A 21,900-nucleotide genomic window follows, 5' to 3' on the forward strand; every position below is an offset into this window, starting at 1 on the left:
GCCGCGCCCCCGGCCCGTCGGCGGCCCGACCCCCGGCCCGTCGGCGGCCCGACCCCCGGCCCGTCGGCGGGCTGCCCCCGGCCCGACCCCCGGCCTGTCGGCGGGCTGCTCCCTGCTCTTCGGCGGCGTGTCCCCGCAGCCGGCTGTCGGGGCCGCCCAGTAGGGTGTCGAACACACGTACTGCCGACGTGGTGGGGAGGAGGCGGCGTGCGCGTGCTCGGCGTCGACCCGGGGCTGACCCGGTGCGGGGTCGGCGTGGTCGAGGGCGTGCCGGGCCGGCCCTGCACCCTGGTCGCCTACTACGTCGTCTACACCGACCCCGGCGACGACCTGCCGCTGCGCCTGCTGCACCTGGACCGCTCGCTGACCGACCTGGTGGCCGAGCACCGGCCGGACGCCGTCGCCGTCGAGCGGGTGTTCAGCCAGCACAACGTGCGCACCGTGATGGGCACCGCCCAGGCCAGCGGGATCGCCGTGCTGGCCGGCGCGCGCGCCGGACTGCCCGTGCAGACCTACACCCCGAGCGAGGTCAAGGCCGCCATCACCGGTTCCGGCCAGGCCGACAAGGCGCAGATGACGACCATGGTGACCCGGCTGCTGCGGCTGCCCGAGCCGCCGAAGCCGGCCGACGCCGCCGACGCCCTGGCCCTGGCAATCTGCCACGTCTGGCGCGGCGGCACCCGCTCGAAGCTGGCCGCCGCGGCCGACCGGGCACGACGAGGAGGAGCACGATGATCGCCAGTGTGCGCGGCACGGTCACCGCGACCGGCCCGGACCACGCGGTGGTGGAGGTCGGCGGGGTCGGCCTGGCGGTGCACTGCGCCCCCGGCACGCTCGCCGACCTGCGGGTCGGCCAGCCGGCCTGGCTGGCCACCAGCCTGGTGGTCCGGGAGGACTCGCTCACCCTCTACGGCTTCGCCGACGACGACGCCAAGCAACTGTTCGAGCTGCTCCAGACCGCGAGCGGGGTGGGGCCCCGGCTGGCCCAGGCGGTGCTGGCCGTGCACACCCCCGACGCGGTGCGCAAGGCGATCGCCAACGCCGACACCGCCGCGCTGACCCGGGTGCCGGGCATCGGCAAGAAGGGCGCCGAGCGCCTGGTGCTGGAGCTGCGGGACCGGATCGGCCCGGTGCCGGTCGGCGCCGACGGGGCGGCCGGGGTGACCGGGGGCGCCTGGCCCGAGCAGGTCCGTCAGGCCCTGGTGGGCCTCGGCTGGACGGCGGGCCAGGCCGACCAGGCGGTCGCCGCGGTCGCGGAGACCGTCGACGGCCCGCCGCCGCCCGTGCCGGTCCTGCTCAAGCAGGCCATCCGCCTGCTCGGCCGCACCCGATGACGGGGCCCGACGGCAACCTCGTCTCGGCGTACGTCAACGACGCGGAGCGCGACGCCGAGGCCAGCGTGCGGCCGAAGCGGCTGGAGGAGTTCATCGCCCAGCACCGGGTCCGCGAGCAGCTCGACCTGCTGCTGCGCAGCGCGATGCGGCGCGGCTCCCCGCCCGACCACATCCTCCTGTCGGGCCCGCCTGGCTTGGGTAAGACGACCCTGGCCAACATCGTGGCGGCCGAGCTGGGCTCCGGCATCCGGGTGACCAGCGGCCCCGCCATCGAGCGCTCCGGCGACCTCGCGGCGATCCTGACCAGCCTCACTGAGGGTGACGTGCTGTTCATCGACGAGATCCACCGGATCGCCAAGCCGGCGGAGGAGCTGCTCTACAGCGCGATGGAGGACTTCCGGGTCGACGTGATCGTCGGCAAGGGGCCGGGGGCGACCGCCATCCCGCTGGACGTCGAGCCGTTCACCCTGGTCGGGGCGACCACCCGGTCGGGCCTGCTGACCGGGCCGATGCGGGACCGCTTCGGTTTCGTCGCGCACCTCGACTTCTACTCGCCGGCCGACCTGGAGGTGCTGCTGCGCCGGTCGGCGCGCATCCTCGGGGTGCCGATCACCGACGACGGCGCCGCCGAGATCGCCGGCCGGTCCCGGGGCACCCCCCGGATCGCCAACCGACTGCTGCGCCGGGTGCGCGACTTCGCCGAGGTCCGGGCCGACGGCACGGTGACGGTGGAGACGGCCCGGGCGGCCCTGACGGTGTACGACGTCGACGCGCTCGGGCTGGACCGGCTGGACCGGGCGGTGGTCACCGCGCTGGTCGACTCGTTCCGGGGCGGCCCGGTGGGCCTGTCGACGTTGGCCGTGGCGGTGGGGGAGCAGCCGGACACCGTCGAGGAGGTGTGCGAGCCGTTCCTGGTGCGGGCCGGGTTGCTGGCGCGTACGCCCCGGGGGCGGGTGGCCACCGAGGCGGCCTGGCGTCATCTGGGCCGTACCCCACCGAATGGTACATTTGGCACCGGTGCCCCTCCCGCGCCCGATCTGTTCTCCGCCGCGCCCGATGAGCCGTGATCCGTTCGTGATCTGTGCCGCATTCGGCGTTCCCAGGTGCAGGGACTAGACTCGCCGCGGTCTGTACAGGACGTGAGAATCCGCCTCCGCTCCGGTGCCCCTCGTGCCGAGCCGGAGGCCAATCGGAAGGTCTGTAACCGTGCTTTACGCAGCAGCGGGTGGCGGGGGAGCCGGCGGTCTCACGCCGATCCTCATGATCGCCCTGCTCTTCGGCGTCATGTACTTCATGATGATCCGCCCCCAGCAGAAGCGCCGCCGCGAGGCGGAGCGGATGCAGTCCACCCTCGGTCCCGGCGACGAGGTGGTCACCATCGGCGGTCTCTACGGCACGGTCACCGGCGTGGACGACGAGACCGTCCTGCTCGAGGTCGCCCCCGGCGTGCAGACCCGGTACGCCCGCCCGGCCATCGCCCGCGTCGTCAGCCAGGCCGAGCGGCCCGAGGCCACCGAGGACGTCGAGGACGCCGAGACCGTCAAGGAGTGACCGTCGTCCCGGGGACGGGGCAGCGGAGACAGCGATAAAACTGGATAGTTGGGCCCGACGCCCGACGCCGACGCGTGAGCGCTGCCGGCCGCCGCCCCCGCGACGGCCGTGGGCAGCCGTGTCGACGTCGGGTCGCCGGCCCGGACACCCGTCGCCGGGACCCCCGGCCCGACCCTCGTGCCGCCCCAGACGGCGGTGCGACCGTAACAGGGAGACAGACAGCCGTGGCACCACCACCTCAGGGACAGATGCGGCCCGGACGGCAGCTCGCCGTGCTCGGGCTCATCTTCGTCGTCCTCTATCTCTTGGTGTTCTTCTCGGGCGGCGCCAGTGGTGGCTTCAAGGACCGGCTGGAGCCCCGGCTCGGCCTGGACCTGGTCGGCGGCACCCGGATGACGCTGGAGGCGACCAACAGCCTCGACGGCCGGCCCCCGACGGCGGAGAACCTCGAAGAGGCCCGCCAGATCATCGAGAACCGGGTCAACGCCTACGGCGTGGCCGAGGCCGAGGTGGTCACCGAGGGCAACCGGAACATCGTCATCTCCCTGCCCGGCGAGAACCGCGACCTCACCGACGTCGGCAGCGCGGCCGAGCTGCGCTTCCGCAAGGTGCTCAAGGCCGCCGACGGCAGCGGCGCGGCGGCGGCCCCGGCGCCCACCCCGACGCCGGCCCCGTCCGGCAGCGCGTCGCCGGCCCCGTCCGGCAGCGCCAAGCCGTCGGGCAGCGCGTCGCCGTCCGGCGCGAAGGCCACCGCGTCGCCGAGCGCGGGCGGCCAGGGCGGCGGGGCGCCGGCCCCGAGCGCCAGCGCCACCGGGTCGCCCTCGGCGAGCGCCGCGCCGTCGTCGAGCGCCAGCGCCGAGCCGGTGCCGGCGGGCGTCGAGGAGCAGCGCAAGGCCGTCGAGCAGAAGGTCGGCGCCGCTGCCTGGCAGGCGGCGAGCGGCCTGCAGGCCCCGGCCGACCTGACCGCCGACCCGTCGCTGGCCGACAAGCTCAAGCCGTTCGGCGCGCTCAGCCCGCGCGAGATCGCCGTGCTGCCCGCGGAGATGCAGTTCAACGTGCCGACGATCACCTGCGCGCAGCTCGACCAGCGCCCCCCGGCGTCGATCAAGGACGAGAAGCAGAAGGCGGTCGCCTGCGAGGACGGTGTCCAGAAATACCTGCTGGACGTGGCGAAGGTGCTCGGCACCGACGTCGGCGACGCCAACGCGGTGCTCGACCAGACCAGTTCCTGGGTGGTGAGCCTCGACTTCAAGGGCGGGGGCCAGGAGAAGTGGACCAACCTGACCCGCGAGGCGTTCAACAACGAGGGCCAGGCCTGCGACCAGACCGCGCTGGGCCAGGACGGCAAGTGCCGGGTCGCCGTGGTGCTGGACAACAAGGTCGTCTCCTCGCCGGAGATCCAGGGCGTGCTGACCGGTGACTCGCAGATCACCGGCAGCTTCGACAACAAGGCGGCCAGCGCCCTGGCCGGTCAGCTGCGCTACGGCGCGCTGCCGGTGACCTTCGAGCCGCAGGAGCAGCAGAACGTCACCGCCACCCTCGGCGCGAGCCACCTGCGCGCGGGCCTGCTCGCCGCCGGCATCGGCATGCTGCTGGTCATCATCTACTCGTTCTTCTACTACCGGCTGCTCGGCTCGGTCATCTTCCTGAGCCTGGTGCTGTCGGGTCTGCTGGTCTTCGGCGCGCTGGTCTTCCTGGGGCGGCAGATCGGCTTCACCCTCACGCTCGCCGGCATCGCCGGCATGATCGTCTCACTCGGTGTGGCGGCGGACTCGTTCGTCATCTACTTCGAGCGGCTCAAGGACGAGATCCGGGAGGGCCGCAGCCCGCGCAGCGCGGTGCCCCGGGCGTGGATCCGGGCCCGGCGGACGATCATCTCGGCCAACGCGATCACCATCATGTCGGCCGTGGTGCTCTACATCGTCTCGGTCGGCGCGGTGAAGGGCTTCGCCTTCGCGCTCGGCCTGGCCACGGTGCTCGACCTGGTCGTGGTCTTCCTCTTCCGTCACCCGATCATGACGATGTTCGCCCGGACCCGGGCGTTCCTGTCCCCGCGGGTCAGCGGTCTCGGCCGGATCCTTCCGCCCGCGCGGAGCGAGCAGGCCACCCGCACCTCGCGCGTCAAGGAGGCCTGAGATGGCTAAGACTGGTTTGGCGAGCCGCCTCTACGCGGGCGAGGCCGGCCTCGACGTCATCGGCCGGCGCAAGCTGTGGTTCGGCGTGGCCGGGGCGCTGATCCTCGTCGCCGTGCTCAGCTTCGCCCTGCGCGGCTTCAGCCTGGGCATCGAGTTCGCCGGCGGCAACTCGTTCCAGGTGCCGGCCAGCGTCGGCACCCTCGACGACGCCGAGAAGACGGTCGACACGGTGCTGGCGCGCACCGCGGCGGGCGCCGAGGTGGTCACCGCGCAGAAGGTCGGCGGCACCGGCGGCGACTTCTACGAGATGCGCACCACGCAGCTCGACGCCGAGCAGGCCAACGAGGCCAAGGCCGAGATGGCCCGCGTGTTCGGCATCCAGGCCGACCAGATCAGCGGCAACCAGGTCAGCGAGGCGTGGGGCAGCCAGGTCACCTCCCGGGCGCTGCTCGGTCTGGTGATCTTCGTCCTGCTGGTGACGGTCTACCTGGTCCTGCGGTTCGAGTGGCGGATGGCGGCCGCGGCCGTCTCCTCCCTGTTCATGAACCTGATCCTCACCGCCGGCATCTACTCGCTGGTCGGCTTCGAGGTCACCCCGTCGACGATCATCGGCTTCCTCACGATCCTGGGCTTCGCGCTCTACGACGTGGTGGTGGTCTTCGACAAGGTGCAGGAGAACACCCGGGGCATCACGGCGAACAACAACCAGACGTACGGCGAGGCGGCCAACCTGGCCATCAACCAGAGCCTCATGCGGTCGCTGAACACCTCGGTGGTCGCGCTGCTGCCCGTCGGTGGCCTGCTCTTCATCGGCGCCGGCCTGCTGGGCGCGGGCACGCTGAAGGACCTCGGCCTGGTGCTGTTCGTCGGCATGGCGGTCGCCTTCCTGACCTCGATCCTGCTGGCGACCCCGCTGCTGGTGCTGCTCAAGAACTACGAGCCGCGCATCCAGGCGCACAACAAGCGGGTCCTGGCCCGGCGGACCGCCCTCGCCAAGGGTGAGATCACCCCGAAGGGCGCGGCGCGTCCGGCCGCGGACGCCGACGAGCCCGTCGACGTCGACGCGGCCCTGGCCGGGGCCGCCCCGAAGGTGGGCGCCCGGCCCGCCGGCAAGCGGTCGACCGGCGCCCGGGGTGGCCGCCCCGCCGGTGGCGGCGGCAACCGGCCGGGCGGCGCCAAGCGGCGCTGATCGGCCACACCGGTAGGAGACAGGAAACACGTTCCGACGGCGTCCCGCGGGCTGTGCGAGCAGCGCGCGGGACGCCGTCGGCCATGAAGGGAGACGGGCCGCCGTGACGGAGACGCACAGCGCCGGGGTACGGGGAGACAGCGGCCCACGGGTCGCCGAGCTGGTCGCCAGCCGTGTGCTGGACGTGCCGGACTTCCCGAAGCCGGGCGTGATGTTCAAGGACCTGATGCCCCTCTTCGCCGACGGCGAGGTGTTCCGGCAGGTCGTCGACGGGATCGTGGCCCACCACGGGCGGGACGCGTTCGACGCCGTGGTGGGCATCGAGGCCCGGGGCTTCGTCGTCGCGGCGGCCATCGCGTACGCGGCGGGGGTGGGCGTGGTGCCGGTGCGCAAGGCGGGCAAGCTGCCCCGCCCCGCCTACTCGGCCTCCTACGCGCTGGAATACGGCGAGGCGACGCTGGAGGTGCACGAGGACGCGTTCACCGCCGGGCACCGGGTGCTGGTGGTCGACGACGTGCTCGCCACCGGGGGCACCGCCGAGGCCACCCTCGACCTGGTGGAGCGGGCCGGCGGCACGGTGGCCGGCTTCACGGTGCTGCTGGAGCTGGGGTTCCTCGGCGGGCGCGAGCGGTTGGCCCCGCGCCCCGTGCACGCCCTGCTGAGCGTGTGAGCCGCCGGGGCCTCGTCCCCCGTCTCGGCGTCGACGACCCGGGGCGTCGGGCCGGGGAGGGCGTCCGTGCCCGTCCGCGTGGCGCGCGGAGCGCCTGTTCGTGCCCCGGTGCCCGATTGGTGGCCCCGGCCGCCGGGCGGACCCGGTGGGGACCGTCCGGCGGAGCGGCGGGGCACCGTGCGTGCGGGTAGCATTGCCCATTGCTGACCGGGCGGGTGACCGTCCGGGCGGCGCGAAGACCAGGCCGGCCGGACGGTCGGCGCATCCCCGGCGAGCGGTGAGGAGGCCGGTGTCCCACGATGTCGTCCCTCCGGTGGAGGGCACGGTGCACCCGACAGGCGACGCTGACGGTTCGGTGACCGATCGGGGCGCTGACGCCCTGGCCGTGGCGGGTGGTGACGGCGCGGGCCCCGGGTCCGCCGACGGCGCGACGGCGGGTGCCGGGGCGTCGCTGTTCCCGGCCGACGCCGCCGACGATCCGGCGCAGCTCACCGGTGATCCCTCGCCGAGCGGCGGCTTCGCCCTCTCCAACGCGCCCACCGGGCGGCGGGTGCGGGCGAGGCTGGCCCGGTTCAACGCGCCCTGGCAGACCTCGCAGGTCAGCGAGGTGCTGGAGCCGCTGATCTCCAGCCACCGGGAGAACCACCCGAAGGCCGACGCGAAGTTGATCCAGACCGCGTTCGACACCGCCAACCGTTGGCACTCCGGTCAGTACCGCAAGTCCGGCGACCCGTACATCACGCATCCCCTCGCGGTGGCCACCATCCTGGCCAACCTGGGCATGGACACCACGACGCTGGTTGCCGCGCTGCTGCACGACACGATCGAGGACACCGAATACACGCTCGACCAGATGAAGGTCGACTTCGGTCCCGAGGTGACGCTGCTCGTCGACGGCGTGACCAAGCTCGACAAGGTCAAGCTCGGCGACGCCGCGAAGGCGGAGACGATCCGCAAGATGGTCGTGGCGATGGCGAAGGACCCGCGGGTCCTGGTGATCAAGCTGGCCGACCGGCTGCACAACATGCGCACCCTGTCCTTCCTGCCCGCGCCGAAGCGGGAGCAGAAGGCGAAGGAGACGCTGGAGATCCTGGCGCCCCTGGCGCACCGCCTGGGCATGAACACGATCAAGTGGGAGCTGGAGGACCTCGCCTTCGGCACGCTGTTCCCGAAGCGGTACGAGGAGATCCTGCGCCTGATCGGGGAGCACCAGCCGCAGCGGGAGTCGCTGCTGCGTCAGGTGACGCAGAAGGTGGGCACCGACCTGAAGGCCGCCAAGATCAAGGCGGAGACGACGGGCCGGCCGAAGCACCTCTACTCGATCTACCAGAAGATGATCGTGCGGGGCCGCGACTTCAACGACATCTACGACCTGGTCGGGGTGCGGATCCTGGTCGACACGGTGCGCGACTGCTATGCCGCGCTGGGCGTGATCCACGCGAACTGGCAGCCGGTGCCGGGCCGGTTCAAGGACTACATCGCGATGCCCAAGTTCAACATGTACCAGTCGCTGCACACGACGGTCATCGGGCCCACCGGCAAGCCGGTGGAGATGCAGATCCGCACGTACGCGATGCACCGCACCGCCGAGTTCGGCATCGCCGCGCACTGGAAGTACAAGGAGCACAAGGGCACCCAGATCGTCGGCCCGCCCGCGCACATCGACGAGATGACGTGGCTGCGCCAGTTGCTGGACTGGCAGCGGGAGGCGGCGGATCCGAGCGAGTTCCTCGACGCGTTGCGGTTCGACCTGTCGAGCCAGGAGGTGTACGTCTTCACCCCCAAGGGTGACGTGATCCCGTTGCCGACGGGGTCGACGCCGGTGGACTTCGCGTACGCGGTGCACACCGAGGTCGGGCACAAGTGCATCGGGGCGCGGGTCAACGGCAAGCTGGTGCCCCTGGAGTCGACGCTGTCCAACGGCGACGTGATCGAGATCTTCACGTCGAAGTCCGACACGGCCGGGCCGACCCAGGACTGGCTGGGTTTCGTGAAGAGCCCCCGGGCTCGCACCAAGATCCGGCAGTACTTCAACAAGGAGCGGCGTGAGGAGGCGATCGAGGCCGGCAAGGACTCGATCGTCAAGGCGATGCGCAAGCAGGGCATGCCGTTGCAGCGGATGCTCACCTCCGACGCGCTGATGGCGATCGCCCGGGACCTGCACCTGGCCGACGTGGCGTCGCTCTACGCGGCGGTCGGCGACAGCCAGGTCTCCGCGCAGTCGGTCGTGCAGAAGCTGATGGCCGCGTACGGGGGCGAGGAGGGCGCGGCGGAGGACATCGCCGAGACCGCCGTGGCCACCCGGCCGCCGCGCAGTCGGCAGAGCAGCGCCGACCCGGGCGTGGTGGTGCGGGGCGTCAGCGACGTCTGGATCAAGCTGGCCCGCTGCTGCACGCCGGTGCCGCCCGACTCGGTCTTCGGGTTCGTCACCCGCTCCGGCGGGGTCAGCGTGCACCGCGACGACTGCGCCAACGCCGAGGACCTGCGGGCCCAGGCCGAGCGGGTGGTCGAGGTGAGCTGGAAGCTCACCTCCGCCTCCACGTTCCTGGTGGCCATCCAGGTGGAGGCCCTCGACCGGCACAAGCTCCTCGCCGACGTCACCCGGGTGCTCTCCGACGAGCGGGTCAACATCCTCTCCGCGACCGTCACCACCACCCGCGACCGGGTGGCCGTGAGCCGGTTCAGCTTCGAGATGGCCGACCCGAAGCACCTGGGGCACCTGCTGGCCGCCGTCCGCAAGGTCGACGGGGTGTTCGACGCCTACCGGGTCACCTCGGGCTCCTGAGCCGCCCGGGAAAGCCCGCACACGACAGCGCCCGCCGGCGGTGACCGGCGGGCGCTTCGTCGTGCGGGGGCGGGGCGGGCGGTCAGCCCTGCGCCTCGCTCATCGTCATCTTCTCGATGACGATCTCCTTCTTGGGGTGGCCGCCGCCGGCCTGCTTGGCGTACGCGCCGTCGTCGCCGGCCTTCGCCACCTGGTTGACGATGTCCATCCCGCCGGTGATGGTGCCGAGCACCGTGTAGTTCGCGTCCAGCGGCGAGTCGCCGTAGACGATGAAGAACTGGCTGCCCGTGCTGCCCGGCTGCCCCGAGTTGGCCATCGCGATGACGCCCTCCGGGTACGGCGGGCGCTTGTCGGTCGGCAGGTTCTCCTCGGCCATCCGGTAGCTTGGGCCGCCGGTGCCGTCGGTGTCCCGCCAGCCCTTGCCGGTGGCGCTCGGGTCGCCGCACTGGAGCACCTTGATGCCCTCGGTGACCAGGCGGTGGCACTTGGTGTTGTCGAGGAAGCCCTTGCTCGCCAGGTGGGTGAAGCTGGCGGCGGTGCACGGCGCGACGGACCGGTCGACCTTGGCGGTGATCGGGCCCAGGTTGGTGTCGAACGTCAGCGTCTGGGTGCCGGTGTTCGGTTGCTGGGCGGCCGGCAGCCCGACGTCCTTGATCTCCTTGGTCCGTTGCTCCTTGGGAACCTCGGTCCAGGTGCACTGCACGAAGCCGGGGGCGGCGGCGGTGTCCTGCTTCTTGTCGTCGTCGCCGCCGATGCTGGCGGCGAGCCAGACGGAGCCGGCGACCACGAGCAGCAGGGCCGCCCCGGCCCCGACGATCGCCTGCGTCTGCCGGCGCTTGCGGGCCCGGGCCGCGCGCTCGGCCATCTCCCGCTCGAGCCGGGCGCGCGCCGCCGCGCGCTGCCGCTCTCTGGTGGACGTCACGGTCGATCCTCCTGGACTGTCTCGGGCGCGGCCGGTGCCGCAGGCTGTGGGGTGCGGGGGAGCCGGGTCAGCCGGCGCTGGGGCTGGCCGACGCGCCGCTGGGGGCCGGGGCCGGCGCGGTCGACGGCTCGCCGACGGTGAGGCTCTGGATCACCACGTCGGTCTTCGGCTTGACCTTGGCTCCGCTCCCATTGTCCACGGTCGGCAGGGCACCGATCTTCGTGACCACGTCCAGGCCGCCGGTGACCTTCCCGATCACCGGGTAGGCCGGCTTGTCCGGGTCGAAGTCCTTGAAGAAGATCAGGAACTGGCTGCCGTTCGCGCCCGGCGGGTTGGCGATCATCGCCACCGTGCCCTTCGGGTACGCCGGGGGCTCGTCGGGCGCCGGGCTCGCCGACGGGCTGGCCTCGGGGGCGACCGGGACGTTCTCGTCGTAGAACGAGTAGGCCGGGCCGCCCAGCCCGGTGCCGCTCGGGTCGCCGCAGCGCAGCGCGCCCTCGGAGGTGATCTCGTGGCACTTCGTGTTGTCGTAGAAGCCCTTGCTAGCCAGGTGGGCGATGCTCGCCCCGGCGCACGGGGCCGACGCGAGGTCCAGCTCGGCGGTGATCGGGGCGCCCTGGTCGGTGGTGACGGTCAGCGCCCGGGTGCCGGAGGTCGGCAGGCCCTTGGTGGCCGGGGTGCCGACGTCCTTGAGGTTGGTGTTCGCGGTGGCGTCCTGCGGCGTCCAGAGGCAGACGTCCTCGGCGGCCGTGTCCTGCTTCGGGTCGCTGTCGAAGGCACCCAGCGCCCAGGCCGAACCGGCCACGATCAGCACGAGCACCACGGCGGCGCCGACACCGGCCTGGATCTGCCGCCGGCGTCTGGTCCGGGCGGCCCGTCGCGCCAGCTGCCGGTCGAGCTTGGCCCGCGCCAGTTTGCGCTGCCGGTCCCTGCTGGAAGCCACCCGTGCTCCCCTTCCTCTACCCTGATGGTCACCGGCGGTCGGCGTCGCGCCCCGTCGGGTGCCACGTGCGCCACGCCACACGCCCGCCAGAGTGTACGGGTAGCGGCTGGGAAAGTGGTGTACGAGGTCCGGGCTGGCTTTATCGGAGTTGCTCACTGGGCCGCTGTGGCCACGGGGGCGGGTGGGCCGGCGCGGTCCGCCCGCCGCTGCGGCTAGGCTTCCGGTGCAGGCTAAGACAGCGACGGAAGGGGAGCGCCGTGCTCGTGGCGAGCTTTCCCGCGGACGCCTTCGGCACCAACTGCTACGTGGTGGCGACCGGGCCGGGGGAGCAGTGCGTGGTGGTCGACCCGGGCATCGGGGTGATCGACCGGCTCGACGCCGTCCTCGCCGAGCATCGCCTGCACCCCGCCGCCGTGCTGCTCACCCACGGCCACCTCGACCACACGTTCTCCGTCGCGCCGGTCTGCGGCGCGCGGGGCGTCACCGCGTACGTCCACCCGGAGGACCGCGAGCTGCTGGCCGACCCGGCCAAGGGGCTGTCGATGGACCTCCGGGGGCTCTTCGGCGGCCGGCTGCCCTACTCCGAGCCCGACGACGTCGCCGAGCTGACCGACGGCGCGACCCTGTCGCTGGCCGGGTTGGAGATCACCGTCGACCACGCCCCGGGCCATACCGGCGGGTCGGTGCTGTTCCGGCTGCCCGGCACGGGCTCGCAGTGGGAGGCCGAGCAGGTCTGCCTCTCCGGCGACGTGCTCTTCGCCGGCTCGATCGGCCGCACCGACCTGTGGGGCGGCAGCATGCCCCGGATGCTCGCCAGCCTGCGCGACAAGATCCTGCCGCTGGCCGACGACACGGTGGTGCTGCCCGGCCACGGCCCCGCGACCACCATCGGCCGCGAGCGCGCGAGCAACCCGTACCTCATCGAGGTGGCGGCGTCGGGCGACGCGCGCCCGGCCGCACCCACCCGCGGCCTCTAGGCCGCGCCTCGACCTTTCCCGCGCCGCCGCGCGGGTGCTGAACGGAGCGTCATGAGCAAGCCCACGCCCATCTCCGGCTTCCCCGAGTGGACCCCGGCGCAGCGGATGATCGAGCAGTTCGTGCTGGACCGGATCCGCGCCACCTTCGAGCTGTACGGCTTCGCGCCGCTGGAGACCCGCTCCGTGGAGCCGCTGGACCAGCTGCTGCGCAAGGGGGAGACCTCCAAGGAGGTCTACGTGCTGCGTCGCCTCCAGGCCGAGGTTGACGGCCCGGCCGGCGACGACTCCCTCGGCCTGCACTTCGACCTGACGGTGCCGTTCGCCCGCTACGTGCTGGAGAACGCCGGCCGGCTCCAGTTCCCGTTCCGCCGCTACCAGATCCAGAAGGTGTGGCGGGGCGAGCGCCCGCAGGAGGGGCGCTACCGGGAGTTCCTCCAGGCCGACATCGACATCGTCGACCGGGACACCCTGCCCGCCCACTACGAGGCGGAGATGCCGCTGGTCATCGGCGACGCGCTGCGGTCGCTGCCGATCCCGCCGGTGACCATCCAGGTCAACAACCGCAAGATCTGCGAGGGGTTCTACCGGGGCATCGGCCTGACCGACCCGGAGGCCGCCCTGCGCGCGGTCGACAAGCTCGACAAGATCGGCCCGGCGAAGGTGGCCGAGCTGCTCGCCGAGACGGCCGGGGCGAGCGAGGCGCAGGCCAAGGCGTGCCTGGCCCTGGCCGAGATCTCCGCACCGGACGCCTCGTTCGCCGACGCCGTGCGCGGCCTCGGGGTGACCCACCCGCTGCTCGACGAGGGCGTCGCCGAGCTGGTGGCGGTGGTGGAGACCGCCGCCGCGCACTCGCCGGGGCTGTGCGTGGCCGACCTGCGGATCGCCCGTGGGCTCGACTACTACACCGGCACCGTCTACGAGACGTCGCTGGCCGGCTACGAGCGCTTCGGCTCGATCTGCTCCGGCGGCCGGTACGACAACCTGGTCAGCGCCGGTGGCGCGTCCTTCCCCGGGGTGGGCATCTCGATCGGGGTGAGCCGGCTGCTCGGGCTGCTCTTCGGCGCGGGCGCGCTCACCGTGTCCCGCAGCGTGCCGACGTGCGTGCTGGTCGCGGTGACCAGCGAGGAGCGGCGGGCGGCGAGCAACGCGGTCGCCGACGCGCTGCGCCGCCGGGGGGTGCCCACGGAGGTCGCGCCGAGCGCGGCGAAGTTCGGCAAGCAGATCCGGCACGCGGAGCGGCGCGGCATCCCGTACGTCTGGTTCCCCGGCGTCGACGGGGCGCCCGACGAGGTGAAGGACATCCGCTCCGGTGAGCAGGTGGTCGCGGCGGCCGGCGAGTGGACCCCGCCGCGGGCCGACCTGTCGCCCCTGGTGAGCTGAGGGGACGCCGCGCGGGCGGGCGCTACTGGCGCGTACGGCGCGGAAGACCTACGGTGGCGTAAGTTACGCCACCGTAGGGAGAACTTCGTGACCGCACTCAGCCAGACCGCCCTGCTCGTCGAGCTCGAACCCGTCGTGGCGAAGAACCTCGACCGCCACCTCGCGATGGCGAAGGAGTGGTTCCCGCACGAGTACGTGCCGTGGAGCGAGGGGCGCACCTTCGACGGCCCGCTCGGTGGCGAGGCGTGGTCGCCGCAGGACTCGACGATCCCCGAGATCGCCCGCACCGCGCTGATCGTGAACCTGCTGACCGAGGACAACCTCCCCTCGTACCATCACCAGATCGCCACCCTCTTCGGCCCGGACGGGGCATGGGGGACGTGGGTGGGCCGGTGGACCGCCGAGGAGGGCCGGCACGGCACCGCCATCCGCGACTACCTGACGGTGACCCGGGCGGTGGACCCGGTGGCGCTGGAGCGGGCCCGGATGGTGCACATGACCGCCGGCTACACCAACTCGCACGACGCCTCGATGCTGCGCTCGCTGGCGTACGTGTCGTTCCAGGAGCTGGCGACCCGGATCTCGCACCGCAACACGGGCCGGGTGGCCGGCGACCCGGTGTGCGAGGCGCTGCTCGCCCGCGTCGCCGCCGACGAGAACCTGCACATGGTCTTCTACCGCAACCTGCTCGCCGCCGCCCTGGAGGTGGCCCCGAGCCAGGCGATGCGGGCCATCGCCGAGGTCCTCGCCGACTTCCAGATGCCCGGCGTGGGCATCGAGGGCTTCGCCCGCAAGTCGGTGGCGATCGCCCTGGCCGGCATCTACGACCTGCGGCAGCACCGCGACGAGGTGGTCGTCCCGGTGCTGCGCCAGTGGGACATCTTCAACGTGACCGGGCTGGACGCCGACGGCGAGGCCGCCCGCGACCAGATCGCCGCCCACCTGGACGCCCTGGAGACGCACGCGTCCCGCTTCGAGGAGAAGCGCGACGCCCGCGCCGCCCGCCTGGCCGCCGCCCGCTGACCCACCCCCCTCTGCCCCCTGCCCCCCCGGTCCCCGCCCCCGCGCGATCTTGCAGTTGGGGCCCCGGCAAAAGGCACATGACGCCCATCCTCGGGGCCGAAAGTGCAAGATCGCCGGGGAGGGGGTGTGGGGGAGGGGCGTGGGGGCAGGGGGTGGGGGTGGGGGTGGTTACCAGTGGAAGCCGGCGGTGTATGTCACGGTGGCTAGTGCCTGCTGGCCGGCGGCGTTCGGGTGGAAGTAGTCCCAGGTGGAGAGCTGGCTCAGGGTGAACGGGTAGCCGAACACCGCGTTGTCGTCGAAGTCGCAGTTCGGGCCGTACGCGGCGCACGCCTGGGCGAGCTGGGTGTTGTAGTCGACGACCCGCTGGCGCACCCGGGCCCGGCGGTCGACGTCGGCCTGGGCGGTGGAGGTCGGGTTGGCCAGCATGGACTGGCAGATGCCGAACAGCGCCCACGCCGTACGGGCGCTGCCGCTGTCCTTGCCGACGGACCAGAGCCGGTGGATGTCCGGGATGCTGACGATCGCCACCCGGGCGTTCGGCAGGCCCGCCTTGATCCGGCCGAGCGCGGCGTCGATGTTGGCGCGGTAGGTGCTCACCGGCGTCATGCTCGACTCCGAGCCGGTGCAGGCGTCGTTGGCGCCGATCAGCATCGTCACGTACCCGACGCCCTGGCTGACCGCCGTGCCGGCCTGGCCGGACATGTCGGCGGACTTCGCGCCGGTCCTGGCGTCGTTGTGGTCGTTGCCGGCGATGGCCGGGTTGACCGCGCGGATGCGTAGGTAGTGGCTGTTCACCGAGGAGTTGTCGCCGGTGCTGAACGAGCGGGAGGCGCAGTCGACGTACCAGCCGCAGGCGTTGAAGCCGCGGGTGATGGAGTCGCCGAGGCTGGCCATGGAGCCGGGCGGCGGGCCGGCGTCGGCGTGGGCGGCCGTGGCGCCGAGGGGGACGAGGGCGGTGGCGGCGAGGGCGGCCAGGGCGCGTCGGATGGGGGTCATGGTGGCCTCCGGATCACGGGTGCCGACGGGGGAAATCGGGGTGCATCGATCATATTGATCCACCTGAGGGGCCACAATGTTGCGAACATGTGTCGCGGGTAGCTCGGGCGAAACAGGGCGAAGCTGGGTCTTGCGAGTGAATCTAAGTATGTGAATACTTCAGTTCACTCGGCCGGTTCACCCCAGCTCCGGCCGGATGGTCCTCGGGTCCGTCACCCCCGGCGCGACCCGTCACCCCCTTCCGGGAGGTTGTTACATGCGACCCACGAGGTCATCGCTCCTCCGCGCCGCTTCCGTCGCCGCAGCCGGCACCCTGGTCGCCACCGCGTTGATCGGCGCACCCGCCCAGGCCGCCCCCGTCGCCTCGCCCGACGCCGCCGCCACCCTGGCCGAGCGGCTCGGTGACCGCTCCGCCGGCACCTACGCCGACGCCAGCGGCAGGATGGTCGTCACCGTGACCGACGCGGCCGCCGCCCGTCAGGTCCGCGCCTCCGGCGCCATCGCGAAGCTCGTCAAGCGGGGCGCCGCGGAGCTCGACCGGGCCACCGCCGAGCTGGAGCGCTCCGCGAAGATCCCCGGCACCGCGTGGTGGACCGACCCGGCCACCAACCAGGTCGTCGTCTCCGTCGACAGCACCGTCACCGGCGCCAAGCTGGAGCGCGTCAAGGCCGCCGCCGCCCGGACCGGCGGCGCCGTGCGCATCGAGGCCGAGGCCGGCGTGCTGAGCACCCGCATCTCCGGCGGCCAGGCGATCTACGCCGCCGGCGGCGGCCGCTGCTCGCTGGGCTTCAACGTGCGCAGCAGCTCCGGCGTCACCTACTTCCTGACCGCCGGGCACTGCACCAACATCGCCTCGACCTGGTACTCGAACTCGGCGCAGACCAGCACCCTGGGCACCCGCGCCGGCACCAGCTTCCCGGGCAACGACTACGGCATCGTCCGGCACAGCAACTCCGCCAACGCGACCGGCAACGTCTCCCTCTACAACGGCAGCTACCGGGACGTCACCGGCGCGGCCAACGCGTACGTCGGCCAGAGCGTGCAGCGCTCCGGCAGCACCACCGGCGTGCACAGCGGCACGGTCGGGGCGCTCAACGCCACGGTGAACTACGCCGAGGGCTCCGTCTCCGGCCTGATCCGCACCAACGTCTGCGCCGAGCCCGGCGACAGCGGCGGCTCGCTGTTCAGCGGCAGCAGCGCCATCGGCCTCACCTCCGGCGGCAGCGGCAACTGCACCCGCGGCGGCACCACCTACTTCCAGCCCGTCACCGAGCCGCTGAGCGTCTACGGCGTCAGCATCATCTGATCCACCTCGCCCTCCCCCCGAAGCGGGTCGCCGGCCTCCGGCGGCCCGCTTCCGGCGTACCCGAACCCGGCGCAGCCGGAGCAGGCCGCGACCGACGGCCGGTGGGGACCGGCGGCCCGGTGGGGCGGGATCCGCCGGTGGGGCGGGATCCGCGAGAGGATCGACTGGGCGGGCCGAACCGGGGTACCTTGCGGCCGGTGAGCGCCACACCGACCCCCGCCCCGCCCGCGTCGGCCTGGGCCCCGCTGCGCCTCGCCGCGTTCCGCAGCCTCTGGCTGGCCGTGCTGGCCAGCAACGTCGGCACCTGGATGCAGACCGTCGGCGCCCAGTGGCTGCTGGTCGACCAACCCAACGCGCCGACGCTGGTCGCCCTCGTGCAGACCGCGAGCATGCTGCCCGTGCTGCTGCTGGCCCTGCCGGCCGGCGCGCTCGCCGACACCCTCGACCGACGCCGGCTGCTCATCGGCGTGCAGAGCTTCCTCGCCGCCGTCGGGGTGCTGCTGACCGCGCTCACCGCCGCCGACCGGATGCCGCCCGCCCTGCTGCTCACCCTCACCTTCGCCCTCGGCGTGGGCCAGGCGCTCACCCTGCCCGCCTGGCAGGCGGTGATCCCGGAGCTGGTGCCCCGGGAGCAGCTCGTCAGCGCCTCGGCGCTCGGCTCCATCAGCGTCAACCTGGCCCGCTCGGTCGGCCCGGCGGTGGCCGGCGTGCTGGTCGCCCAGGCCGGGGTGGCCGTGGTCTTCGCGGTGAACACCGCGTCCTTCGCGATCTTCGCCGGCGCGCTGCTGCGCTGGCGGCCGGACCGCCCCGACGGCGCGGCCATGCCGGAACGGTTCACCGCCGCCCTGCGCGCCGGCGGCCGGTACGTGCGCCACTCGCCGGTCGTCCGCCGCATCCTGCTGCGGGCCGCGCTGTTCGTGGTGCCCGGCAGCGCGCTGTGGGCGCTGCTGCCGCTGGTGGCCAGCCACCGCCTCGGCCTGGGCCCCGGCGGGTACGGCGTGCTGCTGGCCGCGCTCGGCGTCGGCGCGGTCGCCGGTGCGCTCGTGCTGCCCCGGGTACGCCGGGCGCTCACCGCCAGCCAGCTCCTCCTCGTCGCCGGGCTCGTCTACGCCGGGGTGCTGCTGGTGCTCGCCCTCGTGCCCGTGCCGGCCCTGGTGACGGTGGCCCTGGTGCCCGCCGGGCTGGCCTGGATGACGGTGCTGTCCACCGTGAACGCCGCGATGCAGCTCTTCCTCCCCGGCTGGGTACGCGCCCGGGGGCTCTCGGTCTACCAGATGGTCTTCGCAGGCGGGCAGGCGCTCGGCGCCCTCGCCTGGGGCGCGCTCGGCGAGTTCGCCGGCCTGGTCGCCGCGCTCGCCGTGGCCGGGGCGGCCATGGCCGTCGCCGCGCTCACCGTGCTGCTGTGGCCGCTGCGCGAGACCCGGGGGGTCAACCGGGACCCGGCCGTCTACTGGCCCGAGCCGCACCTGACCCTGGACGCGCACCCGCGCACCGGGCCGGTGCTGGTGACCGTCACCTACACCGTGCCGCCCGAGCGGCAGGACGCCTTCGTCGAGGCGATGCGGGCGGTGGGCCGGTCGCGGCGGCGCACCGGGGCGATGCGCTGGGGACTGTTCCGGGCGGGGGAGCGGGCGCACGGCTTCGTCGAGGTCTACCAGGTGCCGTCCTGGGAGGAACACCTGCGCCAGCACGGCGGGCGGCTGACCGGCGCCGACCGGGCGGCGGAGGAGCGGGCGAGGGCGCTGACCGAGGGCGAGGTCCACGTCAGCCACCTCCTCCCCGCCGACGAGCCGTAGCGGGGGTGCAAGGAAGGGCACCTTGTTAACGCTTTCTGTGGTACAGGGGCCCCCTGTTAACACCACGGGCCGTGTCGGGCCGCCTCGGGCCGCGGTGCGCCCGGCGGTGCCGTGGGCGGTGCCGTGGGCGGTGCGCCCCGCAGCGCCGGGGTCAGCGCCGGCTCAGCCACCCGGCGACCAGCAGCGGGCAGAGCGCCTCCGCCCCGGCGGCCACCCGCTCGGCCAGGCCGATCCGGTCACCCCCGGTGGCCAGCTCGATCACGAACCAGGCCACCGGCGTCAGCAGCCCCGCCGCCAGCGCCGCCCAGGCGGCCCGCCCGCCGCCGGCGTACCCGTCGGGGGTGGACCGGGCCCGGCGGCCCGCGTCGCCGAGGGCCGGCCGCAGCGCGTCGCCGCCGGGGTGGCCGGGCCGTGGCCCGGCACCGCCGATGCCGCCGCGCACCCTGCTCGGCGGCGGGCCGGCGGGGGCGAGCGCCGGCCAGAGGGCCAGCGTGCCGAACGCGACGGCGGCGGCCAGCGCGTGCGGCGTCGAGCCGCCGTCGGCCGGCAGCGGGAACGCCGCCACCGCGAGCGTGGCGACGCCGCCCAGGGCGAGCAGCGCCCGCCCGCCGGCCGCCAGCGGGCGCAGCCCGGCGGCGGTCACGCAGTGGCACAGGCCGAGCCCGACGAGGCCGAGCGTCATGATCCACCGGTCGGTCGCGCCGACGGCCGCGAGCGCGCTGATCGTCCCGGAGACCTGGTCGAACCCGCCGGGCTGCCGGGCCGCGCCGAGCAGCCAGCCGCCGACCAGGAAGACCGGCGCCGCGCCGGCGGAGAGCAGGGCCCACGGGGGTACGACACGCACCCGGCACACCGTACGCGGCGCGGCATGGGTTAGCAGGGGCCCCCTGTGCAACAGAAAGCGTTAACAAGGGGCCCCTCCTTACCCCCAACCGCGCCCGGTGACGGCGGGGGGCGGGGCACCCTGACAGAATGCGAGGGCAGACCGAACGCAGACGATGAGGAGACACAAGCCGTGATCCGTACCCATGACGCCGGCAGCCTGCGCGCGACGGACGCCGGCACCACGGTGACGCTCGCCGGGTGGGTCGCCCGCCGGCGCGACCACGGCGGTGTCATCTTCGTCGATTTGCGCGACGCCTCGGGCGTCGTGCAGGTGGTCTTCCGCGAGGAGGACGCCCACGCGCTGCGCAACGAGTTCTGCGTGAAGGTGACCGGCGAGGTGACCCGCCGTCCCGAGGGCAACGAGAACCCGGAGCTGCCGACCGGCGAGATCGAGGTGACCGCGAGCGCGCTGGAGGTGCTCTCGGAGGCCGCGCCGCTGCCGCTGCCCGTCGACGACCAGGTCGAGGCCGGCGACGACATCCGGCTCAAGTACCGCTACCTGGACCTGCGCCGGGGCGGCCCGGCGAGGGCGATGCGGCTGCGGTCGCGGGCCAACCAGCTCGCCCGGGGCGTGCTGCACGAGCGCGACTTCCTGGAGATCGAGACGCCGACGCTGACCCGGTCCACCCCGGAGGGCGCGCGCGACTTCCTGGTCCCGGTCCGGCTCCAGCCGGGCAGCTGGTACGCGCTGCCCCAGTCCCCGCAGCTGTTCAAGCAGCTGCTGATGGTCGGCGGCATGGAGCGCTACTACCAGATCGCCCGCTGCTACCGCGACGAGGACTTCCGGGCCGACCGGCAGCCGGAGTTCACCCAGCTCGACATCGAGATGTCGTTCGTCACCGAGGACGACGTGATCGACCTCGGCGAGGCGATCGTGTCCGCGCTCTGGTCCGACCTGGCCGGCTACGAGATCCCCCGGCCCATCCCGCGCATCACCTGGCACGACGCGATGGCCCGCTACGGCTCCGACAAGCCGGACCTGCGCTACGGCGTCGAGCTGACCGAGCTGACCGACTACCTGCGCGGCACGGCGTTCCGGGTGTTCGCCGGGGCGATCGACGCGGGCGGCTACGTGGGCGCGGTCGTCATGCCGGGCGGCGCGGGCCAGACCCGCAAGGAGCTGGACGGCTGGCAGGACTGGGCCAAGGCGCGCGGCGCGAAGGGCCTGGCGTACGTGGTGCTCGACGCCGAGACCGGCGCGCCGCGGGGCCCGGTGGCGAAGAACCTCTCCGAGGAGCACCTGGCGGGGCTGGCCGACGCGGTCGGCGCGAAGCCGGGCGACGCGGTGTTCTTCGCGGCCGGCGCCGACGCCCGGGAGGCGCAGGAGCTGCTCGGCGCGGCCCGCATCGAGATCGCCAAGCGGGCGAAGCTGATCGACGAGTCGGCGTGGGCGTTCTGCTGGGTGGTCGACGCCCCGATGTTCGAGCGCACCGACGAGGGCGGCTGGACGGCCGTGCACCACCCGTTCACCTCGCCGAACGCCGAGTGGGTGGACCGGTTCGAGGAGGCCCCGGACCGGGCGCTGGCGTACGCGTACGACATCGTCTGCAACGGCAACGAGATCGGCGGCGGGTCGATCCGTATCCACCGGGGCGACGTGCAGCAGCGGGTGTTCGACCTGCTCGGCATCACCCCCGCCGAGGCGCAGGACAAGTTCGGCTTCCTGCTGGAGGCGTTCAAGTACGGCGCCCCGCCGCACGGCGGCATCGCGTTCGGCTGGGACCGGGTCTGCATGCTGCTGGCGGGCGCGGACTCGATCCGCGAGGTGATCGCGTTCCCGAAGACCCGGGGCGGCTTCGACCCGCTGACGGGCGCGCCGACGCCGATCACCGTGCAGCAGCGCGCCGAGGCGGGCGTCGACGCCAAGCCGAAGGCCCCGACGGGCGCGCACGCCGGCACCGCCGGCCCGGCCGCCCCGGTGGCCGACCCGGTCTGAGCCGACCTGCGACCCCGGCCTGAGCTGAGGCGGCCGGGGGCGACCAGCGATCCCGGCGGGCGGCCCCACGGT

General features: G+C 73.4%; 18 protein-coding genes. 14 read left to right on the forward strand and 4 right to left on the reverse strand.

Going from position 1 to position 21,900, the window contains the following annotated elements; all coding sequences use genetic code 11:
* Positions 1–207: 207 nt before the first annotated feature.
* The 8 genes from ruvC (at position 208) to HDA31_RS09135 (ending at position 9,664) form a co-directional block, all read left to right on the forward strand.
* Entirely contained in the window at positions 208–735 is a 528-nt protein-coding gene (ruvC, locus tag HDA31_RS09100) for a crossover junction endodeoxyribonuclease RuvC (RefSeq protein ID WP_074478717.1), read from the forward strand.
* Entirely contained in the window at positions 732–1,334 is a 603-nt protein-coding gene (ruvA, locus tag HDA31_RS09105) for a Holliday junction branch migration protein RuvA (RefSeq protein ID WP_178065596.1), read from the forward strand. Before ruvC ends, ruvA begins: the two co-directional genes overlap by 4 nt.
* Positions 1,331–2,401: a Holliday junction branch migration DNA helicase RuvB gene (gene ruvB, locus HDA31_RS09110; protein WP_043967887.1), complete on the forward strand. Its 1,071-nt coding sequence runs from the start codon at positions 1,331–1,333 to the stop codon at positions 2,399–2,401. The genes ruvA and ruvB overlap by 4 nt, the downstream gene beginning before the upstream one ends.
* 139 nt (positions 2,402–2,540) lie before the next feature.
* Positions 2,541–2,885, forward strand: a complete 345-nt coding sequence (yajC, locus tag HDA31_RS09115) for a preprotein translocase subunit YajC (RefSeq protein ID WP_074478714.1) — start codon at positions 2,541–2,543, stop codon at positions 2,883–2,885.
* A gap of 248 nt (positions 2,886–3,133) precedes the next feature.
* Entirely contained in the window at positions 3,134–5,020 is a 1,887-nt protein-coding gene (gene secD / locus HDA31_RS09120) for a protein translocase subunit SecD (RefSeq protein ID WP_178067608.1), read from the forward strand.
* A gap of 1 nt (position 5,021) precedes the next feature.
* Entirely contained in the window at positions 5,022–6,209 is a 1,188-nt protein-coding gene (secF, locus tag HDA31_RS09125) for a protein translocase subunit SecF (protein ID WP_178065595.1), read from the forward strand.
* 103 nt (positions 6,210–6,312) lie between these two features.
* Positions 6,313–6,879, forward strand: coding sequence for an adenine phosphoribosyltransferase (locus HDA31_RS09130; RefSeq protein WP_178065594.1), 567 nt, complete (start codon positions 6,313–6,315; stop codon positions 6,877–6,879).
* A gap of 289 nt (positions 6,880–7,168) precedes the next feature.
* The gene (locus HDA31_RS09135; protein ID WP_074478710.1) at positions 7,169–9,664 is read left to right on the forward strand and encodes a RelA/SpoT family protein; all 2,496 of its coding nucleotides are present in this window, start codon (positions 7,169–7,171) and stop codon (positions 9,662–9,664) included.
* An 82-nt stretch (positions 9,665–9,746) separates the two neighbouring features.
* On the opposite strand, the gene HDA31_RS09140 is transcribed toward HDA31_RS09135, so the two are convergent.
* Together HDA31_RS09140 and HDA31_RS09145 are read right to left on the reverse strand one after the other, a co-directional pair.
* Positions 9,747–10,586, reverse strand: coding sequence for a peptidylprolyl isomerase (locus HDA31_RS09140; protein ID WP_178065593.1), 840 nt, complete (start codon positions 10,584–10,586; stop codon positions 9,747–9,749).
* A 67-nt stretch (positions 10,587–10,653) separates the two neighbouring features.
* The gene (locus tag HDA31_RS09145; protein ID WP_178065592.1) at positions 10,654–11,529 is read right to left on the reverse strand and encodes a peptidylprolyl isomerase; all 876 of its coding nucleotides are present in this window, start codon (positions 11,527–11,529) and stop codon (positions 10,654–10,656) included.
* A 257-nt stretch (positions 11,530–11,786) separates the two neighbouring features.
* On the opposite strand from HDA31_RS09145, the gene HDA31_RS09150 reads away from it, so the two are divergent.
* The 3 genes from HDA31_RS09150 to HDA31_RS09160 all read left to right on the forward strand — a co-directional run bounded on the left by HDA31_RS09150 (position 11,787) and on the right by HDA31_RS09160 (position 14,909).
* Complete coding sequence (locus tag HDA31_RS09150) at positions 11,787–12,506, forward strand: MBL fold metallo-hydrolase (protein WP_178065591.1); 720 nt, start codon at positions 11,787–11,789, stop codon at positions 12,504–12,506.
* Between the two features lie 51 nt (positions 12,507–12,557).
* Positions 12,558–13,886: a histidine--tRNA ligase gene (gene hisS, locus HDA31_RS09155; RefSeq protein WP_178065590.1), complete on the forward strand. Its 1,329-nt coding sequence runs from the start codon at positions 12,558–12,560 to the stop codon at positions 13,884–13,886.
* Positions 13,887–13,973: 87 nt separating this feature from the next.
* Complete coding sequence (locus tag HDA31_RS09160) at positions 13,974–14,909, forward strand: acyl-ACP desaturase (protein ID WP_178065589.1); 936 nt, start codon at positions 13,974–13,976, stop codon at positions 14,907–14,909.
* A gap of 168 nt (positions 14,910–15,077) precedes the next feature.
* Here the strand turns inward: HDA31_RS09160 and HDA31_RS09165 are convergent, their stop codons facing one another.
* On the reverse strand, positions 15,078–15,905 hold the full coding sequence (locus HDA31_RS09165) for a GDSL-type esterase/lipase family protein (RefSeq protein WP_178065588.1): 828 nt from the start codon (positions 15,903–15,905) through the stop codon (positions 15,078–15,080).
* A gap of 256 nt (positions 15,906–16,161) precedes the next feature.
* Between HDA31_RS09165 and HDA31_RS09170 the strand changes: the two genes are divergently transcribed.
* Together HDA31_RS09170 and HDA31_RS09175 are read left to right on the forward strand one after the other, a co-directional pair.
* On the forward strand, positions 16,162–17,211 hold the full coding sequence (locus HDA31_RS09170) for a S1 family peptidase (RefSeq protein WP_178065587.1): 1,050 nt from the start codon (positions 16,162–16,164) through the stop codon (positions 17,209–17,211).
* A gap of 197 nt (positions 17,212–17,408) precedes the next feature.
* Positions 17,409–19,007: an MFS transporter gene (locus HDA31_RS09175; RefSeq protein ID WP_178065586.1), complete on the forward strand. Its 1,599-nt coding sequence runs from the start codon at positions 17,409–17,411 to the stop codon at positions 19,005–19,007.
* A gap of 151 nt (positions 19,008–19,158) precedes the next feature.
* Here the strand turns inward: HDA31_RS09175 and HDA31_RS09180 are convergent, their stop codons facing one another.
* Positions 19,159–19,851: a DUF998 domain-containing protein gene (locus tag HDA31_RS09180; protein WP_178065585.1), complete on the reverse strand. Its 693-nt coding sequence runs from the start codon at positions 19,849–19,851 to the stop codon at positions 19,159–19,161.
* Positions 19,852–20,022: 171 nt separating this feature from the next.
* Between HDA31_RS09180 and aspS the strand changes: the two genes are divergently transcribed.
* Positions 20,023–21,828, forward strand: a complete 1,806-nt coding sequence (gene aspS / locus HDA31_RS09185; protein ID WP_178065584.1) for an aspartate--tRNA ligase — start codon at positions 20,023–20,025, stop codon at positions 21,826–21,828.
* The last annotated feature ends 72 nt before the right edge of the window (positions 21,829–21,900 follow it).

It is taken from the genome of Micromonospora carbonacea, assembly GCF_014205165.1.
In the GTDB taxonomy this organism is placed as follows: Bacteria; Actinomycetota; Actinomycetes; order Mycobacteriales; family Micromonosporaceae; genus Micromonospora; species Micromonospora carbonacea.

What these genes read in the sequence shown, in the direction of transcription:
- HDA31_RS09165 (WP_178065588.1), bottom strand. Translation starts at nt 15,905, where the DNA reads ATGACCCCCATCCGACGCGCCCTGGCCGCCCTCGCCGCCACCGCCCTC.
- secD (WP_178067608.1), top strand. Translation starts at nt 3,134, where the DNA reads ATGCGGCCCGGACGGCAGCTCGCCGTGCTCGGGCTCATCTTCGTCGTC.
- hisS (WP_178065590.1), top strand. Translation starts at nt 12,558, where the DNA reads ATGAGCAAGCCCACGCCCATCTCCGGCTTCCCCGAGTGGACCCCGGCG.
- ruvA (WP_178065596.1), top strand. Translation starts at nt 732, where the DNA reads ATGATCGCCAGTGTGCGCGGCACGGTCACCGCGACCGGCCCGGACCAC.
- ruvB (WP_043967887.1), top strand. Translation starts at nt 1,331, where the DNA reads ATGACGGGGCCCGACGGCAACCTCGTCTCGGCGTACGTCAACGACGCG.
- secF (WP_178065595.1), top strand. Translation starts at nt 5,022, where the DNA reads ATGGCTAAGACTGGTTTGGCGAGCCGCCTCTACGCGGGCGAGGCCGGC.
- HDA31_RS09170 (WP_178065587.1), top strand. Translation starts at nt 16,162, where the DNA reads ATGCGACCCACGAGGTCATCGCTCCTCCGCGCCGCTTCCGTCGCCGCA.